This window comes from Gordonia abscondita, assembly GCF_032711245.1.
Taxonomy (GTDB): Bacteria; Actinomycetota; Actinomycetes; order Mycobacteriales; family Mycobacteriaceae; genus Gordonia.
In genome coordinates, this window is sequence record NZ_CP128986.1 from 86,018 (window position 1) to 102,251 (window position 16,234).

Consider the following 16,234-nt stretch of genomic DNA (forward strand, 5'->3'; position numbering starts at 1 on the left):
TTTATATTCCCGGAGGGCCAATCTCACGCCCAGCAGGCCACTATCCGTCGCCGACCAGCCGTGCCATCACGTCTCGCCAGCTGCGCTCGGCATGTGAATCGACATCGGCGAACACTGCCTCCAAGAGGTCGAGCTGGGCGCCGGTCAGTCGCGACTCAAGCTTCGCACCCTGCGCCGTCGTCGACAGGCAACGGACCCGGCCGTCGCGCGGATCGCTGGTGATCGTCACAAGCCCGAGATCTTCGAGTTCCCGAATCGGACGGTGAAGCGCCTGCTTTGAGACGTCGAGTACGGCAACCAGCGACCCGACCGAGATTCCGGGTTCGCGCTGGACGAAGTAGAGGATGCGATGGTGCGCGCGGCCGAGGTCGTACTCGGCGAGGATCCGGTCGGGCAACGACGTGAAAGCACGATAACCGAAGTACAGCGCCTCGACCGCACGCCGGAGTTCCGCTTCACGATGCGAGCCAACCATATTGACCTATCTTGCGTTCGAGTCCACACTTAGGTCAATAGTATTGACCTATATGCGGAGGTTCAGGGTGTTCTCGCAGCGTATCGAAGGGCTCCGGCCATCGCCGATCCGAGCGATCCTCGAAGTGATCGACCGTCCCGGAATGATCTCCTTTGCCGGTGGCCTGCCCGCGACCGACACGCTCCCACATGTCTCGGGCATCGTGCCGCCGTCGACTCTGCAGTACGGTCCGACCGAGGGCGAACCCGAGCTGCGGGCAGCAGTGTCTCGGCAGCTCCGCGAGCTCGGCGTCGACGCTTCCCCTGAGCGCGTCATGATCCTCAGCGGCAGCCAGCAGGGCATCGATCTGGCCGCCAAGCTCTTCATCGACCCTGGAACAGTCACGGCAGTCGAGTACCCGACCTATCTCGCCGCGCTCCAGGTGTTCCGCTTCTACGGTGCTCGTTTCGTCGACCTCGCCGACCCCGGCAATACGCAGGCCGCCCTCGCGTACGTCGTGCCGACCTTCGGCAACCCGACCGGCGCCTGCGCATCCGACGGCGAGCGAGATCGACTCGCCGCGCAATGTCTGCGGGACGGGACTGTGCTGTTCGAAGACGACCCATACCGCGACCTCGTCTACGATCCCTGCGACCGCACCCCGATCGCGTCCCGCATGGGCGGCGGCTCATGGATTTATCAAGGCTCGTTCTCCAAGACGTTCGCCCCCGGACTGCGCCTCGGATTCGTCACCGCGTCCGACGACCTCTTTGAGAGGCTCGTCATGGTCAAACAGGCGACCGACTTGCACACCTCGCGGTTGTCGCAGCACATCATGCTCGACGCCGTCACCGATCCGGGGTGGGCGGCGCGATTGGACCGTCTCGCCGACTTCTACCGCACGAGACGGGACGTCTTCGACGACGCGCTGACCCGACATTTCGGCGACCTCGCCACCTGGGAAACACCGAAAGGCGGGCTCTTCTTCTGGCTCCGGCTCAGCCGGAGGGTCGACACCCGGGCCCTGCTCGACGCCGCGATCGAGCGTGGCGTCGCATTCATGCCCGGCGAGGAGTTCTCGCCGGATCGACCGAGCATCGGGACAATGCGGTTGAACTTCAGTCATGCCGACCCAGACCAGACGGACCGCGGCCTCGCGATTCTCGCGGACCTCCTCCGTTCCTGACGCGGGCGATGCACGACCACCGGAGTATCGTTTTCCCGGTTGTAGCGCCGTCGACCGTCAGGAGCGCCCCGCAGTGCAAGCACCGGTGTCCCGTCTCGTCGACGGACCAGTCATCACCGCACTACGGAGCCCTCGCCTCCTGACCCGCGAGACGCTGGCCGGTGTCGTGACCGCGCTCGCGCTGATCCCCGAAGCGATCTCGTTCTCGATCGCTGCGGGCGTCGACCCGCGGATGGGCCTGTTCGCGTCGTTCACGATGGCGGTGTCGATCTCCATCGTCGGTGGGCGTCCCGCCATGATCTCCGGCGCCGCTGGATCGACGGCTCTCGTGATCGCGCCCGTCGTCCGCGATCACGGCATCGACTACCTGCTGGCGACCGTCATCCTCGCGGGGATCCTTCAAATAGTGTTCAGCGTGTGCGGGGTCGCGAAACTGATGCGGTTCATTCCGCGCAGTGTGATGGTCGGCTTCGTCAATGCCCTCGCCATCTTGATCTTCTCCGCGCAGGTCCAGCACATGTTGAACGTCCCGTGGATGGTGTATCCGATGATCGCGGCCGGGCTCGCCATCATCGTCGGACTGCCGAGACTCACCACCGTCGTGCCGTCGCCGCTCATCGCGATTATCGTGTTGACGGCCGTCGCGATGGCGTTCGGCATCGGCGTGCCCACTGTCGGGGACGAGGGCGAACTCCCCAGTTCCCTACCGCAATGGCTGATCCCCGACGTCCCATTCGACCTCGCGACATTGCAGATCATCGCCCCGTACGCGGTCGGCATGGCGCTCGTCGGGCTGCTCGAATCATTGATGACCGCGAAACTCGTCGACGACATCACCGACACCCACTCGGACAAGACCCGCGAAGCCTGGGGCCAAGGCGTTGCGAACGTCGTCACCGGCTTCTTCGGCGGAATCGGTGGCTGCGCGATGATCGGCCAGACAATGGTCAACGTGAAGACGGCGGGCGCGCGCACGCGCATCTCGACGTTCCTGACGGGTGTGGCCGTCCTTGTGCTCGTCGTCGGGTTGGGTGACATCGTCGGACAGATTCCGATGGCGGCACTCGTCGCCGTCATGATCATGGTCTCGGCGACCACATTCAACTGGCACAGCATCCGACTGTCCACCCTCCGTCGAATGCCGAAGAGCGAGACGGCCGTCATGGTGGTCGCCGTCGTCGCGACCGTCGTCACCAGCAACCTCGCCGTCGGCGTCATCTCGGGTGTCGTCGTCGCGACTCTCCTGTTCGTCCGACGCGTCGCCCACTTCACCGAAGTCACGCACACCGACGGGATCGACGACGGCCACACCGTCCGTACTTATCACGTGCGCGGCGAACTGTTCTTCGCCTCCAGCAATGACCTCGTCTACCAATTCGACTACGTTGACGACCCCGACCGCATCGTCGTCGACCTCTCCGACACGCATGTGTGGGATGCGTCGACTGTCGCCGCGCTCGACGCCATCGAGGCGAAGTACCTCAAAAAGGGCAAGCATGTGGAGATCGTCGGTTTGAACCAATCGTCCGCCGAACGCCGCGACCGACTGTCCGGCCAGCTCGGCGAAGGCTGATCCTTCACACGCGTTGACGGACCGCGTCGAACGGGAGGTGGCCGCTCACGCGGGCTTCGATTGCGGCCCTGGTGAATTCTTTGGCGCGGCGGGCCGCGTCGACGACTGTGGCGCCTTTCGCGAGTTCGGCGGTCAGCGCCGCGGCCAAGGTGCAGCCGGCGCCGGAGACGCGTTCGCCACCGATCTTCGGTCCGCGCAGCACGGTCACGTCCTGACCGTCGAACAGTACGTCGATCGCTTCATCGCCGGGCAGTTCGACGCCCCCCTTGGCCAGCACGTACTGCGGTCCATCCTCGGCGATCCGGCGCGCGGCTTCGGCGAGCTGGTCGACAGTCGTGATCTCGTCCATCCCGGACAGGGTCTGCGACTCGAACAGGTTCGGCGTGACCACCGTGGCGTGCGGCAGCACCTTCGCGCGCAGCGCCTGGTCCGTGTCGAGGGCAGCTCCGGGCTCCTGCCCTTTGCAGATCAGCACCGGGTCGAGGACTACGTGACGCCACGACTGCGCCGCCAACGCGTCGGCCACGACGTCGATCGTGGCCGGTGCGCCGAGCATCCCGATCTTGACGACGTCGAGGTCGTACGCGCTCGTCGCGGCCTCGATCTGGTCGGCGATGACGCCCGGGTCGATCGGGACGAACCTATGGCCCCAGTCGTTCTTCGGATCGAACGACACGATGCACGTGATGGTGCCGAGCCCAAACGTGTCCAGCGTCTGGAACGTTTTGAGATCCGTCTGGATACCGGCGCCGCCGGTCGCTTCCGAGCCGGCGATCACATATGCGAAGTCAACCACGGTTATCGAAAATACCCTCCTCGATCAACACCTCGTCACCCAGCGGCCTTGTGATCGACCAGCGCTGCGTGAATCGGCACACCGACATCCGCCACGCACCGTCGGAGAAGCGGTATTCGTCGTCGTATTCGCCGATCGTCACGGTCTCGGTCCGGTCGACGGTGTTCACCTGACGGAACCGCAACGACCAGCGACCGACCGCGGTGTCGTGCGCAGTCAATTCGATCACCGGGTGCGTACCGTGGTGCATGTCGAGCACTGCGTACCGCCCGTCTACGTTTCGGCAGGCGATGGTGCGGAAGATCTCCACCATCGGCTTCGCGTCATCGAACCTGCCGAGCGGTCCGTAGTCGATCACCGCACCGTCGGCAATGAACGACGCCGCGAAACCTTCGGGGTCCTTCGCGTCGCAGGCACGCCAGTACCCGTGTTTGAGGCTTTTGATCGACTCGATCGCCTCGAGTGCTGCGATCCGGTCGTCGTTGGTCAGCATGCCTCCCGTTCTACACGGCGGCGGTGCGCGCGACGCCAACGGGACCGGTGATCGCCGTGGTTCAAACTCCCGACATTTCTCGCCCAGTCCGATAGGTTCACGCAATGGTCACCGCATGCACGCCGCAGCGCGTCGAAGGTCGGCGGGCATGACGTCGCAGCGGACCGGTGGCCTGCTCGGCCGCCGCGTCATCGCAGGTTATGCAGCTGGCAGCGTCGGAACGGGCGGCTTCGGTGTCCTGCCCGGCCTGGTGCTCGCTTACTACCTCACCGACACACTCGGGGTCGCTGCTCTCGTCGCATCGATCGTCGTCGTACTCCCGAAAGCGGTCGACGTGGTCGTCAACCCAGTCATTGGTGCGATCAGCGACCGCCATGCGGCGACGACGGGCACCCGCACCCGGTTGATGAGGTTCGGTACTGCCGCACTCGTGCCGACGTTCATCCTGACGTTCGCTACCCCGGCTGGCTTCGGCCCGGCGGCCTCGGCAGTCTGGGTCCTGCTGTTCTTTACCGCAGGCGCGATCGCCTACGCCTGCTTCCAAGTCCCGTACATCGCGTTGCCTGCCGAACTCACCGACGGGTACAACGAGCGGACCCGCCTCATCTCGGTGCGTATCGCGGTGTTGGCGTTGACGATTCTCGTGATTGGCGCGGGTGCGCCCGCGGTCCGCGACGCGTTGGGCGGCGGAGCGGTCGGATACCTGGTCATGGCGGCCGTGGCCGCTGCTCTCATCGCGGCGGGGATGGCGGCCGCGACCTCGTTCGCGGCGACCAGTGCTCGGCCGCGCCCGGTCGTCGACGGTGCTCGCGTCCACCACCGCGACGCGTTCACCGCCGTGCGCGAAAGCACCCACTACCGGATCTTGCTGACGGTGTATGTATTGCAGGCGCTGGCGAGCGCGGTGATGCTCGCGGGCGCGCAGTACATGGCGACATATGTCCTCGATGACTCGGGCGCGTTGACGTACCTGTTCGCGGCGCTCGTCGGGCCCGCGCTCCTCGTGATGCCGGTGTGGGTCCGGCTCGGCACCCGCTACGGCAAACGTATCGCGTTGATCGTGGCATCCGCGCTGTTCGGCGTTGCCGCACTCGGACTGGTCGGCGCGATGGCCGCCTCGGGGCCGTGGATCTTCGGTCTAGTCGCCCTCGCCGGGATCGGCTACGCGGGCATGCAGACGTTCCCGCTCGCGATGCTTCCCGACGTGATCGACGAGGTGTCCACCGCCCGCGGACGCGACCAAGGCGGCGCCCTGTCCGGACTGTGGACCGCGGGCGAGACGCTGGGGCTCGCGCTCGGCCCCGGCGTGTATCTCCTCGTCCTCGCGGTGACTGGGTTCGTCTCGTCGACCGGCGACGAGACGCACTCGCAGAGCGACGCCGCTGTCGCCGGGATCGCCGGCGGATTCTCCCTCTTGCCCGCGGCTCTGGTCGCGGTGAGCATCGTTGTACTCCTGCGCTACGAAAGGACACCGAACCGGTGAACTCCCCCGACGATATCCTCGCCGAACTCCGACGTCTCCGCGCCACGGACGCCCCGACGCACGGCGGACGGGTACTCTCCTACGTCTACGATTCAGGGCTGGCGATCGTCGATTCGCTCGCCGCCGACGCCTCAGCGCTCGTGCAGCCGGTCAATGGCCTGGACCCGACGACGTTCGGCTCGGTCGCAGCCATCGAACGAGACTTGATCTCGTTCTCACGCACCGCTTTTGGATCGTCGGACGCGGTCGGGTCAGTGACGTCCGGCGGCACCGAGAGTTGCATTCTGGCGGTTCTGTCGGCGCGCGAGTTCACGCGTACGCCCGCCGGGACGGGCAATATCGTCATCCCGTCGACAGCCCATGCCGCGTTCGACAAAGCCGGGAAGCTTCTCGGTGTCTCGGTGCGACGCGTGCCGGTCGATCCGACCACCACGCGTGCCGATGCCGATGCGATCGCGGACGCGGTCGACGACGACACCATTCTGCTCGTCGGTTCGGCCCCGAACTATCCGACCGGAACACTCGATCCGATCGTCGAACTCGGGGATCTGGCTCTGCGACGTGGGGTCGGCCTCCACGTCGACGCCTGCCTCGGCGGGCTGGCGCTGGCCTGGTGGCCGACACCGCTGCCCGACTGGGACCTGAGGGTGCCTGGTGTCACGAGTCTGTCCGCCGACTTCCACAAATACGGCTACGCACCGAAGGGAGCATCCGTGCTCCTGCACACCGACCGCGATCGCCATCGCGCTGCGTACTTCGCGACAACGGACTGGCCAGGGTATCCGGTGGTCAACCCGACCCTGCTCGGATCGAAGTCGGTGGCAGGTGCGGCCGCCGCATGGGCGATCACACGGTACCTCGGTGACACCGGGTTCACCGGGCTGGTCGCCGACATCGCCGGCACCGTCGAAACGCTGGTCGACGTCGTCGATGGTATCGACGGACTGCGGATCGTCGGCGACCCAGCGGGACCGGTGTTCACCGTCGCGACCGACCCCGCTGCGACGACGCCGATCGATCCTCACCGTTGGGCCGATGAGGTGTCCGCGCGCGGCTTCACGTTGCAGCCCCAACCGGCGTATGTGCAGGCCGACGGGTCGACGCTCGCGGCGAGCACGCACCTGACGATCACGCCCGTGACATCGGCTGTCATCGACGAACTGTCGCAGGCGCTGCGCGAGGGAGCCGACGCAGCGTACGGGCTGGAACGCTCGGTGGCGCCTGCCGCGCTCCGCGAGCTCGCGGCCGCGTTCGACTCCGGTGCGATCAGCATCGACGATGCGCTGGCCCTCGACTCCGCCTCTACTGAAGCCGTCCTCATCGGCGCGGGCATCGACCCGCACACCGATCCGGCCGACGCCGCGGACTCTCTCGATCTAAGTGCGGTGATCACCGCTATCGAGTCGCTGCCCACGCCTATCACTGCGAAAATGCTGGCCGAATTCCTGGCCGCATACTCGAATCCGTCTCCGTAGGCTCCGCGACAGCTGAAGGGTCCGGTCACCGCTGGTGACCGGACCCTTCACGTCAGTCGATGTCGGTCGACCGCCGTCGTCTCACAGCGAGCGCGAGATGACTTCCTTCATGATCTCGTTGGTTCCGCCGTAGATCATCTGGACGCGGTTGTCGGCCCACATTCGGGCGATCGGGTATTCGTTCATGTAGCCGTATCCGCCGAACAGTTGGAGGCAGGTGTCAGCGACCTGCATGGCTCGATCGGTGGTCCACCATTTGGCCATCGCGACGGTCGGGATGTCGAGTTCACCGCGCAGGTGCTTTTCGATGCAGTCGTCGACGAACACGCGTGCGATGTGTGCTTCGGTCGCGACTTCGGCCAGCTTGAACTTGGTGTTCTGGAACGCGAACACCGGCTTGCCGAACGCGGTGCGCTCCTTGGTGTATTCGACGGTCTTCTCAAGTGCGACCTCCATGCCTGCGACGGACGCGACGGCGATGATCAGGCGTTCTTGCGGCAGCTGGGTCATCAGCTGGATGAAGCCGAGGCCCTCCTGCTCGCCGAGCAGGTTCGACTGCGGGACGCGCACGCCGGCGAAGTTCAGCTCCGCGGTGTCCTGGCCGCGCATGCCGACCTTGTCGAGGATGCGTCCGCGGCTGAAACCGTCGCGGTCGGTCTCGACGAGGATCAGCGAGATCCCCTTTCCGCCTGCCGCCGGATCAGTCTTGGCGACGATGATCACGAGGTCTGCCTGACCGCCGTTGGTGATGAACGTCTTGGATCCGTCGATGACGTAGTCGTCGCCGTCCTTGATCGCTTTGGTCTTGACGCTCTGCAGGTCCGAACCGGTGCCGGGTTCGGTCATGGCGATGGCGCCGACGACTTCACCGGAGGCCATCTTCGGCAGCCACTTCTTCTTCTGGTCTTCGGAGCCGTAGGCCAAGATGTAGTGCGCGATGATCCCGTTGTGCAGGCTCTGACCCCACGAGGAGTCGACGACACGGGCCTGTTCCTCGATCAGGACGGCCTCGTGGGCGAAGGTGCCGCCACCGCCGCCGTACTCCTCCGGGATTGACATGCCGAGGAGGCCGAGCTCGCCTGCTTTGCGCCACAGGGCGCGGTCGACGTGATGCTGGTCGATGTACCGCTCGGTGTTAGGTGCGATCTCCTTCTCGCAGAAGGCACGCGCCATCTCACGCAGCGCGGTCAGATCCTCAGTTTCCCAGGAGGGACGAGCCATGGTGTGCATACCAATCTTCAGTGATTTTTTCTATCGGAGGCGATACTAACACCAACCGATGGCAGAGTCCGGCCGAGAGCACTCGGCCGGACTCTTTGTCATATGTTCACTTATGGTAGCCGCAGGATGTCGTCGCAGCTACGCGTTGCCCTTCGACCAGGTCGACCACGGAATATTCCAGTCGCCGAGCCCGTCAGTCCCGGAAAGCGTGCCGCCGACGGTCCCCGACACGGTCACCGGGTCGCCGCGCAGCGTATTTTGAACCACCCACAGCGCATCCTCGTTACTCAGGTTGAGGCAACCGTGCGATGTGTTGGTGTTGCCCTGTGCCCACACCGTCGCCGGCAATGCATGCAGGTAGATACCGCTGTAGGACATCTGGGTGGCGTAGTCGATCGGGGTGCGATATCCGTCCGGTGAATCAGCGGGAACTCCGTAGGTCGACGAGTCCATGATGATGCTGTCGAGACGGTCCCCGATGATGTAGGTGCCGTTGTCAGTGGGTGTGGCGTCCTTACCCATCGACGTCGGCATCCGGCGGATCACCTTGCCGTCGCGCTTGACCACGACCATTTTGTCGCTGTCATTGACCGACAACTCCATGTCACGGCCGACCTTGAAGCTCGACGACACGTTGTCCTGCCCGAACGTCCCGCCACCGAGATCGATGCCGAAGATGTTGACCTTCACATCGACTTTCGTACCGGTCTTCCAGAACTCCTTGGGGCGCCAGCGGACCTCTTGGTCGCTGATCCAGTAGAACGCACCCTCGGTCTTCGGGTTAGTCGTGATCGTGATGGCCTTCTGCGCGGCCTTACGATCGACGATCGCCTCGTCGAATCGAACACCGATGGTCTGCGCGATACCAACGGTCTCGCCGTCCGGCGGACTGATGTAAGCCGCCGTCTGGTTCTCCGGAGAGCGTGTGGTGAACCTGGTGGTGCTGGTGGTGGTGCCGCCGACACCCGCTGCGGTCGCCTTGACCGAATAGGTGCGGCCGTATCCGAAGGCCTCCGTGCTCGTCCAGGTGGCACCGTCGTCACTGACGTCACCCTTGATGTAGCCACCGTTGGCCTTCTTGATCTTCACGTCGGTGATGGCGCCCTCGGTCGCCTTCACCACGATCGGCTGCCCGGGTTGGACATCGACCTCGTTCTTCTCAAGTGCCTTACCGGCTGTGTCGGTGACCGAGACTGCCGGCTTGCTCATGTCGGCGAACTCACCGTTCGCCTGCACTTCATTGCCATACGTACCGCCGCAGGCCGACACGAATGCGGTCACCCCGACCAGTAGCGTGATCGCGAATGCCGTGATTACGGATCTGCGCCGACCACTCCGAGTGATGCCCATCTTGCTCCCAAACCTCTTCTTACCGTCCCCGGCACATGGCCATTGAGGACCCGAAAGCGGACCGTGTTCCGATTCTCGTCGATTGTACGAGACACCGACCGCTTTCCTCGCTGCCGAGGACGGCCGGACCGATTCGCCACACGCATGTGCGGCACTGTCCATTTTGTCGTCACCGCGGTCGGCGACGTTACCGTTGAACAGAAGCGTCACCACCTCGATGAATCGACTTCGACAGTACCTGGTGCATCAGACATCGACCACGCGTCGACGCAAAGATCACATTGGTGCAACTCATCCGGTCGAATGAGTTCCAACGTCGACCAGAGGTTGAGGTCCGCCGCCCCCCCACCAGACCTTTCACCAGCTATGGGCCTGGGTAACCGAACCCAGTCAGCTTCCGGGCGACGATGCTTGCCGACGCAGGTTCAGGGATCGCGGCCGAGACGGAAGACGGCCGTGCCGGACAGGATGGCCACCAACCCCTGCCCGGGGTCGACACCTCTTCCCCTCGCTGGTCATCTGACGCGCGTGATGCGCCACGTTTCTCTGGGACACGCACGCTCGACGGCAGAGCGAACCGCGCACGGTGCGGAGGGGAACCGCCACTCATGCGCAACTGCAAGACGGTGGACGTCGGTAGTGAACTCCGCGGCGAGCGAGTCTACATTCAGTCGCCGAATCGGGGCCGGCCCAAAGTTCATCACGACCACGGCCACAGGGTTACGCAACTACTACGCGATGTAGTCGGAGACGCCCCGTCGCGCGTCAACGTCAGTTAGGTTATGCCGTATGGGGACACGGAGGAGACCGAATCCGATCGCCGTCGATTCAGACTCAGTGGAGCAAACTGATGACGTCCAGCCGGGTGGAGCAGAAGAGTCGACGTCTCCGAAGCTGCGGCGCCGGATCTTTCGTGTGCTGAGATGGCTGCTCGTCAGTCTAGTTTCGGTAGTCGTTGTTGCCATTGCGGTATCAGCAGCTTTCCATTGGTGGCAGACGCCCCGTGACAAGCGGGCCATCGAGAACCAAATCGGCTCCGAGCACCGGTACGTCGAAGTGGACGGACATCGGATGAGTGTCGCGGTCCAGGGGGCAGGCCCGCGAATACTTGTCCTGATGCCCGGGCTGGGCACGCCGGAACCGATCATAGGCTTCGCGCCGTTGGCCGCACGTCTTGCGGAGCAGAACACGGTCGTCACGGTCGAGCCGTTCGGACTAGGACTGAGTGACGGCACCGACACCCCGCGCACCAGTGAAGCGATCGTCGAAGAGATCCGTTCTGCGCTCCACGAACTTGGACTGCGCGGGCCCTACGTACTCATGCCACATTCGGTTTCAGGCCTGTACGCGATGTGGTGGGCTACCCACAACCCGACCGAAGTAGCCGCAGTGGTCGGTCTGGACGACGAACGTTACACCCCCGCTGGGGCGCGAAGTTCCCCGGATTGGCCGAGTTGGATGGCCTCCATCAACACCGTCGGAGGCACCCGAGACCTGATCGCCCTGGACAGGGCTACCGACTACTTGGGGCTCGCAGCTGACTATCGGGATAGTCTCGGCGGCGCAGGCGAATACACTGCGGACCAACAAGACTTGTACCTGCGCGGATACTCGTGGGTCCTGAACTCGACCGTGCTAGACGAAATGGCCTACGAGGCAGAGAACGTGCGCGCGGCAAAGGGCGCACTATTCCCGCCCACGCTTCCCGCCCTATCGATTCTCGCCACTTCCTCGCTCGAGGTAGAACCGGATTGGGAATCGGCGCATCGCGCCGCGATCAGCAACCCTGCAATCCAGAGGATAGCGATCATTGATGGCCATCACTACCTGTTCCATGCACACGCGGCGGAAATTGCAGAATTGAGCCAGAAATTCCTCAATGAGAATGTGCCGACTCGGTGACCACCTACGTCAACTTTCTTCCCCAATCAGCCAGCCGGTCGACTGACCAGTTCGCTCCCGAGACGGGCACGAAGGTGTTCTTCGCAGACCGCCACTCGCCCCGGCAACGGCCGACGAAGGAGATCACGAATGGGGTTGTAGCGTCAGCACTGGGAGTGGCCGGAATTTGCCCAGTCCTACTGACATCCAACCGGGACGACACCCATTTGCTGCCGAATCCACTGACACCGAACCCGGAAACTGACAAGCCTCAGCGGAATCTAGAGCTTCACCAATTCGTCGATCTGGGCGGTGAGGTCCTGCTTGTCGGCGCCCACTCGGGCATATCCGATCTTCATCGGCATGAGGGTACGTAAGACGGGCGGCCGCCGCGACAAAGTCGCCGTACGGGTCTAGTGAGCCAGCCCGGCCTGCAGACCGCCGTCAGTTGAGAGAACGCGGGGCGAGCTCGTACATGGGGCATGCCGACGCGCATACGTCCGTGGTGCTGGTGCACGTCCATCGTCAGGCGGGCACGTCATCACCGAGGACGTCGTCGCTGAAGTTCACGACCTGCACGGCTTCCCATCATGGAAACCGCCTGAGAGTTCGACGTCGATCACAGCGTCAGGATACGACGAAAGCGCCCCGCCTCCTATGAACCTTCACCAGGGAGACGGGGCGCCGTTCGAGGACTTAGCAATGCAGCCAGCGCATTGCAGGATGCTCAGAGTCCTTCGTGTTCTCGAACCTCAGTCGGCGGAAAGGAGTACGCGAATTAGAACCCCCGTGAGCCCAACTATGAGGTCAGGCGGTGTATCGACCTATCGTGGGAACTCACCAACGCGAGAGGGATTGAATAATGACTGAGACCGTGACCAGCAAACTCAATGACGTGAACATCGCCGCCGTTAGCGGTTTAGTACAAGCGATTGAGGCGGACTCAGACAAGGCCAAGACCACCTGGGCGGCGCACGTGACCTGGAAGGGCGCGTTCGAGTCTGAGGCCACGGTGCGATCGTTCAGTCCGTCGCCGTCCGACGAGCCCGCGGGCCTGGGCGGCGGCGACACGGCCCCCAACCCTGTCGAACAATTGCTCGGCGCTCTGGGCAACTGCTTGGCAGTGGGGTACGCGGCGAATGCCACCGCCGCGGGCATCGAACTCAAGGATGTCCGGGTGGATCTGAAAGGTGACCTCGATCTACACGTCTTCCTAGGACTTGCTGAAGGCCACGCCGGCTTCGAATCGATCACTGCCACAGTCACGGTCGACTCCGATGCGCCGCGCGAACAGTTGGAGACGCTGCACGCCAACGTACTCAAGAGCTCTCCCGTGGGACACACGATCGGTAGCGCTGTACCTGTGGATATTGGCCTCGCCTGATTCTTGCAGCAGCGGACACACACTCAGGAGGCGGCGACCCGCAACCGTCACCGAGAATCCAGGTCTAACGCTTCCACTCAAGGCATATTTACGTCGCAACCTCATCACTCGTCCACTGGAATCCACCCGATAGCTCGACAACGATCATGCGATCGGACGCTGGCAGGGATTGTCCCCGGACGATTGCGTCTAGGTCGGCCGATCTCGACCGTCGTCTCAGCCGTAATCGTCAGCGCTTGGTTGATTCTGCGCTGCACTTCGATCCACACCTCGGCCCCCGGATAGGTGGGCCTCGACCGTGAGCTCGATCGGCACGTCGCGAGTCAGGGTCTCCGACGTCAAGGCGACGTCGACACCATCGACGACAATCCATACATCGACCGTGCGCGAGCTCGTTCTCGACGTGTCGAACACCGTGGCGCGTATTGTCGCCCGCCCAGAGCCGGTGACGACACATCGCGAGTCGTCCGACGAGATCATGCTCGGTGGGATCGCCGCCCATCCGGTCGGGGTGAAACGCGAGGTTAGCCACTGACCGGCGAGCTATCGACCTTGTTCATGCCTTGAGGCATGAAGTTCGGCCAGACCTTCACATACTCGCCGTCGCGCCACACATAACAGCCCTTCGGCTCGTGATAGGTCGCACCGTCCCAGACCTTCGGCGTGCCGTCGACGAACGCACCACCGCTCGCGACTTTCAGCCCCGTCACGAGTCGACCTCGACGTAGAGCACGCCCGTCTGGCCCGTCGTCGGCAGCGTCGAGCCGATTCAGATACCCGACGCGCCGCCCTTGTTCTGCACTGCGCCGACGATGCGCGAGTCGTCCCCCTGCGCGGCGGTGCCGGCATCGCCGCCGTACTTGACCGACAGCGAGCGATCGGCCGACAGGTCGCCGCCGGCGAGGCCGGTGCCTAGCTTGATCTCAGTCGCGATGTCGACCTTGCTGTCGAGCGCGGTCTGCTGCGCGGTGCTAACCGGCTTCTCGGGTCGCTCGTGTTGTTGACCTTGCTGAGACCGACGTCACCCTTGCCAAGATTGATGATGCCCCTATTCCCGGCGACCTCTCGCGAGACCGCCGGGATGAGTCAGACCGACCTTGCCGAAGCGATCGACGGATCGCGCGCGACGGTGTCCAACTATGAACGCGGCGCGCGCGAACCACTGCGCGTGACGCTGCGCCTGTGGGCTATGGCGACGGGCGTCGATTTCCATTGGATAGAAACGGGTCACGCCCCGTCACCGGATGGTGACGGGGCGTGTCGTGGGTGCGCCATCAGGGACTTGAACCCCGAACCCGCTGATTAAGAGTCAGCTGCTCTGCCAATTGAGCTAATGGCGCTTGGCCTTGCGAGAAGAAACATTAACAGCACGGGTCGAGATAACCCAAATCGCCTGGTCGGGCTCGGTTACCGGGCCCGAATGCACCTGGTCCGCCGGCCTGAAACAGACCGGCGGACCAGGTGAGCATTGCTTCCAGGACGCGTCAGCGCAGGATCTTGCGGATCACCACGACCAGGACGAGGGCGCCGACGCCAGCGGCTCCGTACTTCACGGCAGGCGTGTTCGCAATCGCGAGCGCCTTCGTCTTCGCATCGTCGGCCAGACGCTGCGGATTCGCCTTCACTGCCAGCTGATCGAGGGTCTTCGCGAGATCCTCGCGCGCCTGGGCGATGTCCTTCTCAATCCGTTCGGTGTCACCGGCCACGGTCGTCCTCCACTACTCGTCGACTTTGTCAGCGTTGTTGTTCGGTTGAAGCCTACAAGGGTTCAGTGTCACTACTATCGGCTAGCCTGGCGGTATGTCTGAGAACGCGCGTCTTTCCGTCGGCGACACCGCCCCCGATTTCACTCTTCTCGACTCGACCGAGAAGCCGGTGTCCCTCTCGGACTACGCCGGACGCAAGGTGATCATCTACTTCTACCCTGCGGCGATGACGCCCGGATGCACCAAACAGGCGTGCGACTTCCGCGACAGCCTCGCCGAGCTCAACGGTCAGGGTGTCGACGTCATCGGCATCTCTCCCGACAAACCCGCCAAGCTCGCGAAGTTCGTCGAACGTGACGCGCTGACCTTCCCGCTACTCAGTGACCCCGACAAGACGGTACTCACCGCGTGGGGCGCATTCGGCGAGAAGAAGATGTACGGCAAGGTCGTTCAGGGCGTCATCCGGTCGACGTTTCTCGTCGACGAGAATGGCGCCATCGAAGCCGCTCAATACAATGTGCGTGCCACCGGCCACGTCGCGAAACTGCGTCGCGACCTGTCGATCTGACGCGGCGCGGCATGGCCGAGCCAGAATCGGCGCCCGAACCCCTCGTCCCGCGTAAGCGACCGACGCAGGATCGTAGTCGGCGCACATTCGAGACGATCCTCACGTCCGCACGGGACGTATTGACCGACGTCGGCTTCGAATCGTTGACGTGCGAACAGATCGCGCAGCGAGCCGAACTCCCCATCGGCACCATCTACCAGTACTTCGCCAACAAGTACGTCGTGGTGTGCGAACTCGACCGCCAGGACACGACCGCAGTGAGCGAAGAGCTGTCGGCGTTCGCATCCGAGATCCCGTCACTGCAGTGGCCGCAACTCCTCGAAAAGTTCATGGACCACCTCGCCGACCTGTGGCGCACCGACCCGTCCCGTCGCGCGGTGTGGCTGGCCGTCCAGTCGACGCCTGCCACCCGCGCGACGGCGTCAATCACCGAGAAGATCCTCGCCGAACAGGTCGCGCGGATCCTGGCCCCGCTGACGCCGACGGCCGAGCGAGACCGCCGTCAGATGATGGCCGAAGTCCTCGTCCATGCCGCGTACTCGCTGCTGAGCTTCTCCGTGCAGCCGCCACACGACCACGACAGTGTGGTCGGCGAACTCAAGCGGATGCTCGCCGGCTACCTACTCCTCGAAGAGTCTGTCGACCGCGCCTGACCCGCGACAGC

At 64.0% G+C, this 16,234-nt stretch carries 17 protein-coding genes and 1 tRNA gene; 10 read left to right on the forward strand and 8 right to left on the reverse strand.

What is annotated here, in order from left to right; genetic code table 11:
• Positions 1-40: 40 nt before the first annotated feature.
• A complete protein-coding gene (locus MP11Mi_RS00415; RefSeq protein ID WP_420040369.1) occupies positions 41-475 on the reverse strand; it encodes a MarR family winged helix-turn-helix transcriptional regulator in 435 nt (144 codons plus the stop codon).
• Positions 476-527: 52 nt separating this feature from the next.
• On the opposite strand from MP11Mi_RS00415, the gene MP11Mi_RS00420 reads away from it, so the two are divergent.
• Together MP11Mi_RS00420 and MP11Mi_RS00425 are read left to right on the forward strand one after the other, a co-directional pair.
• Entirely contained in the window at positions 528-1,640 is a 1,113-nt protein-coding gene (locus MP11Mi_RS00420) for an aminotransferase-like domain-containing protein (RefSeq protein ID WP_420040370.1), read from the forward strand.
• 73 nt (positions 1,641-1,713) lie between these two features.
• Positions 1,714-3,213, forward strand: coding sequence for a SulP family inorganic anion transporter (locus tag MP11Mi_RS00425; protein ID WP_420040371.1), 1,500 nt, complete (start codon positions 1,714-1,716; stop codon positions 3,211-3,213).
• A 4-nt stretch (positions 3,214-3,217) separates the two neighbouring features.
• On the opposite strand, the gene thiD is transcribed toward MP11Mi_RS00425, so the two are convergent.
• On the reverse strand, positions 3,218-4,009 hold the full coding sequence (thiD, locus tag MP11Mi_RS00430) for a bifunctional hydroxymethylpyrimidine kinase/phosphomethylpyrimidine kinase (RefSeq protein ID WP_420040372.1): 792 nt from the start codon (positions 4,007-4,009) through the stop codon (positions 3,218-3,220).
• Positions 4,002-4,502: a nuclear transport factor 2 family protein gene (locus MP11Mi_RS00435; RefSeq protein WP_420040373.1), complete on the reverse strand. Its 501-nt coding sequence runs from the start codon at positions 4,500-4,502 to the stop codon at positions 4,002-4,004. Before MP11Mi_RS00435 ends, thiD begins: the two co-directional genes overlap by 8 nt.
• 148 nt (positions 4,503-4,650) lie before the next feature.
• On the opposite strand from MP11Mi_RS00435, the gene MP11Mi_RS00440 reads away from it, so the two are divergent.
• Both MP11Mi_RS00440 and MP11Mi_RS00445 read left to right on the forward strand, forming a co-directional pair.
• On the forward strand, positions 4,651-5,985 hold the full coding sequence (locus MP11Mi_RS00440; RefSeq protein ID WP_420040374.1) for an MFS transporter: 1,335 nt from the start codon (positions 4,651-4,653) through the stop codon (positions 5,983-5,985).
• Positions 5,982-7,460, forward strand: coding sequence for a pyridoxal phosphate-dependent decarboxylase family protein (locus tag MP11Mi_RS00445; protein ID WP_420040375.1), 1,479 nt, complete (start codon positions 5,982-5,984; stop codon positions 7,458-7,460). Before MP11Mi_RS00440 ends, MP11Mi_RS00445 begins: the two co-directional genes overlap by 4 nt.
• A gap of 81 nt (positions 7,461-7,541) precedes the next feature.
• Here the strand turns inward: MP11Mi_RS00445 and MP11Mi_RS00450 are convergent, their stop codons facing one another.
• Together MP11Mi_RS00450 and MP11Mi_RS00455 are read right to left on the reverse strand one after the other, a co-directional pair.
• Positions 7,542-8,690: an acyl-CoA dehydrogenase family protein gene (locus tag MP11Mi_RS00450; RefSeq protein WP_420712817.1), complete on the reverse strand. Its 1,149-nt coding sequence runs from the start codon at positions 8,688-8,690 to the stop codon at positions 7,542-7,544.
• Positions 8,691-8,819: 129 nt separating this feature from the next.
• Entirely contained in the window at positions 8,820-10,031 is a 1,212-nt protein-coding gene (locus MP11Mi_RS00455) for a L,D-transpeptidase (RefSeq protein WP_420040377.1), read from the reverse strand.
• A gap of 837 nt (positions 10,032-10,868) precedes the next feature.
• Here MP11Mi_RS00455 and MP11Mi_RS00460 point away from each other — a divergent pair.
• The 3 genes from MP11Mi_RS00460 to MP11Mi_RS00470 all read left to right on the forward strand — a co-directional run bounded on the left by MP11Mi_RS00460 (position 10,869) and on the right by MP11Mi_RS00470 (position 13,831).
• Complete coding sequence (locus tag MP11Mi_RS00460) at positions 10,869-11,933, forward strand: alpha/beta fold hydrolase (protein ID WP_420040378.1); 1,065 nt, start codon at positions 10,869-10,871, stop codon at positions 11,931-11,933.
• 841 nt (positions 11,934-12,774) lie between these two features.
• The gene (locus MP11Mi_RS00465) at positions 12,775-13,296 is read left to right on the forward strand and encodes an OsmC family protein (protein WP_420040379.1); all 522 of its coding nucleotides are present in this window, start codon (positions 12,775-12,777) and stop codon (positions 13,294-13,296) included.
• Positions 13,297-13,594: 298 nt separating this feature from the next.
• A complete protein-coding gene (locus MP11Mi_RS00470) occupies positions 13,595-13,831 on the forward strand; it encodes a hypothetical protein (protein WP_420040380.1) in 237 nt (78 codons plus the stop codon).
• Here the strand turns inward: MP11Mi_RS00470 and MP11Mi_RS00475 are convergent.
• Positions 13,821-14,006, reverse strand: a complete 186-nt coding sequence (locus MP11Mi_RS00475) for a hypothetical protein (RefSeq protein ID WP_420040381.1) — start codon at positions 14,004-14,006, stop codon at positions 13,821-13,823. The two genes, MP11Mi_RS00470 and MP11Mi_RS00475, sit on opposite strands and share 11 nt — an antisense overlap.
• 371 nt (positions 14,007-14,377) lie before the next feature.
• On the opposite strand from MP11Mi_RS00475, the gene MP11Mi_RS00480 reads away from it, so the two are divergent.
• Positions 14,378-14,602 carry a helix-turn-helix domain-containing protein gene (locus tag MP11Mi_RS00480; RefSeq protein ID WP_420042157.1) on the forward strand — a complete coding sequence of 75 codons (225 nt, stop codon included), beginning with the start codon at positions 14,378-14,380 and terminating at the stop codon, positions 14,600-14,602.
• Here the strand turns inward: MP11Mi_RS00480 and MP11Mi_RS00485 are convergent.
• Both MP11Mi_RS00485 and MP11Mi_RS00490 read right to left on the reverse strand, forming a co-directional pair.
• Positions 14,564-14,636 (reverse strand) — tRNA-Lys (locus MP11Mi_RS00485). The two genes, MP11Mi_RS00480 and MP11Mi_RS00485, sit on opposite strands and share 39 nt — an antisense overlap.
• Before the next feature lie 144 nt (positions 14,637-14,780).
• Entirely contained in the window at positions 14,781-15,002 is a 222-nt protein-coding gene (locus MP11Mi_RS00490; protein WP_236997579.1) for a DUF3618 domain-containing protein, read from the reverse strand.
• A 94-nt stretch (positions 15,003-15,096) separates the two neighbouring features.
• Here MP11Mi_RS00490 and bcp point away from each other — a divergent pair, with 94 nt between their 5' ends.
• Positions 15,097-15,570 carry a thioredoxin-dependent thiol peroxidase gene (gene bcp / locus MP11Mi_RS00495; protein WP_420040382.1) on the forward strand — a complete coding sequence of 158 codons (474 nt, stop codon included), beginning with the start codon at positions 15,097-15,099 and terminating at the stop codon, positions 15,568-15,570.
• A gap of 11 nt (positions 15,571-15,581) precedes the next feature.
• Positions 15,582-16,223 (forward strand): TetR/AcrR family transcriptional regulator, encoded by a 642-nt coding sequence (locus MP11Mi_RS00500; RefSeq protein WP_420040383.1) that lies wholly within the window; start codon positions 15,582-15,584, stop codon positions 16,221-16,223.
• Positions 16,224-16,234 lie beyond the last annotated feature (11 nt).

What these genes read in the sequence shown, in the direction of transcription:
- MP11Mi_RS00415 (WP_420040369.1), bottom strand. Translation starts at nt 475, where the DNA reads ATGGTTGGCTCGCATCGTGAAGCGGAACTCCGGCGTGCGGTCGAGGCG.
- MP11Mi_RS00435 (WP_420040373.1), bottom strand. Translation starts at nt 4,502, where the DNA reads ATGCTGACCAACGACGACCGGATCGCAGCACTCGAGGCGATCGAGTCG.
- MP11Mi_RS00450 (WP_420712817.1), bottom strand. Translation starts at nt 8,690, where the DNA reads ATGCACACCATGGCTCGTCCCTCCTGGGAAACTGAGGATCTGACCGCG.
- MP11Mi_RS00465 (WP_420040379.1), top strand. Translation starts at nt 12,775, where the DNA reads ATGACTGAGACCGTGACCAGCAAACTCAATGACGTGAACATCGCCGCC.
- MP11Mi_RS00455 (WP_420040377.1), bottom strand. Translation starts at nt 10,031, where the DNA reads ATGGGCATCACTCGGAGTGGTCGGCGCAGATCCGTAATCACGGCATTC.
- MP11Mi_RS00440 (WP_420040374.1), top strand. Translation starts at nt 4,651, where the DNA reads ATGACGTCGCAGCGGACCGGTGGCCTGCTCGGCCGCCGCGTCATCGCA.
- MP11Mi_RS00420 (WP_420040370.1), top strand. Translation starts at nt 528, where the DNA reads ATGCGGAGGTTCAGGGTGTTCTCGCAGCGTATCGAAGGGCTCCGGCCA.
- bcp (WP_420040382.1), top strand. Translation starts at nt 15,097, where the DNA reads ATGTCTGAGAACGCGCGTCTTTCCGTCGGCGACACCGCCCCCGATTTC.
- MP11Mi_RS00480 (WP_420042157.1), top strand. Translation starts at nt 14,378, where the DNA reads ATGAGTCAGACCGACCTTGCCGAAGCGATCGACGGATCGCGCGCGACG.
- MP11Mi_RS00500 (WP_420040383.1), top strand. Translation starts at nt 15,582, where the DNA reads ATGGCCGAGCCAGAATCGGCGCCCGAACCCCTCGTCCCGCGTAAGCGA.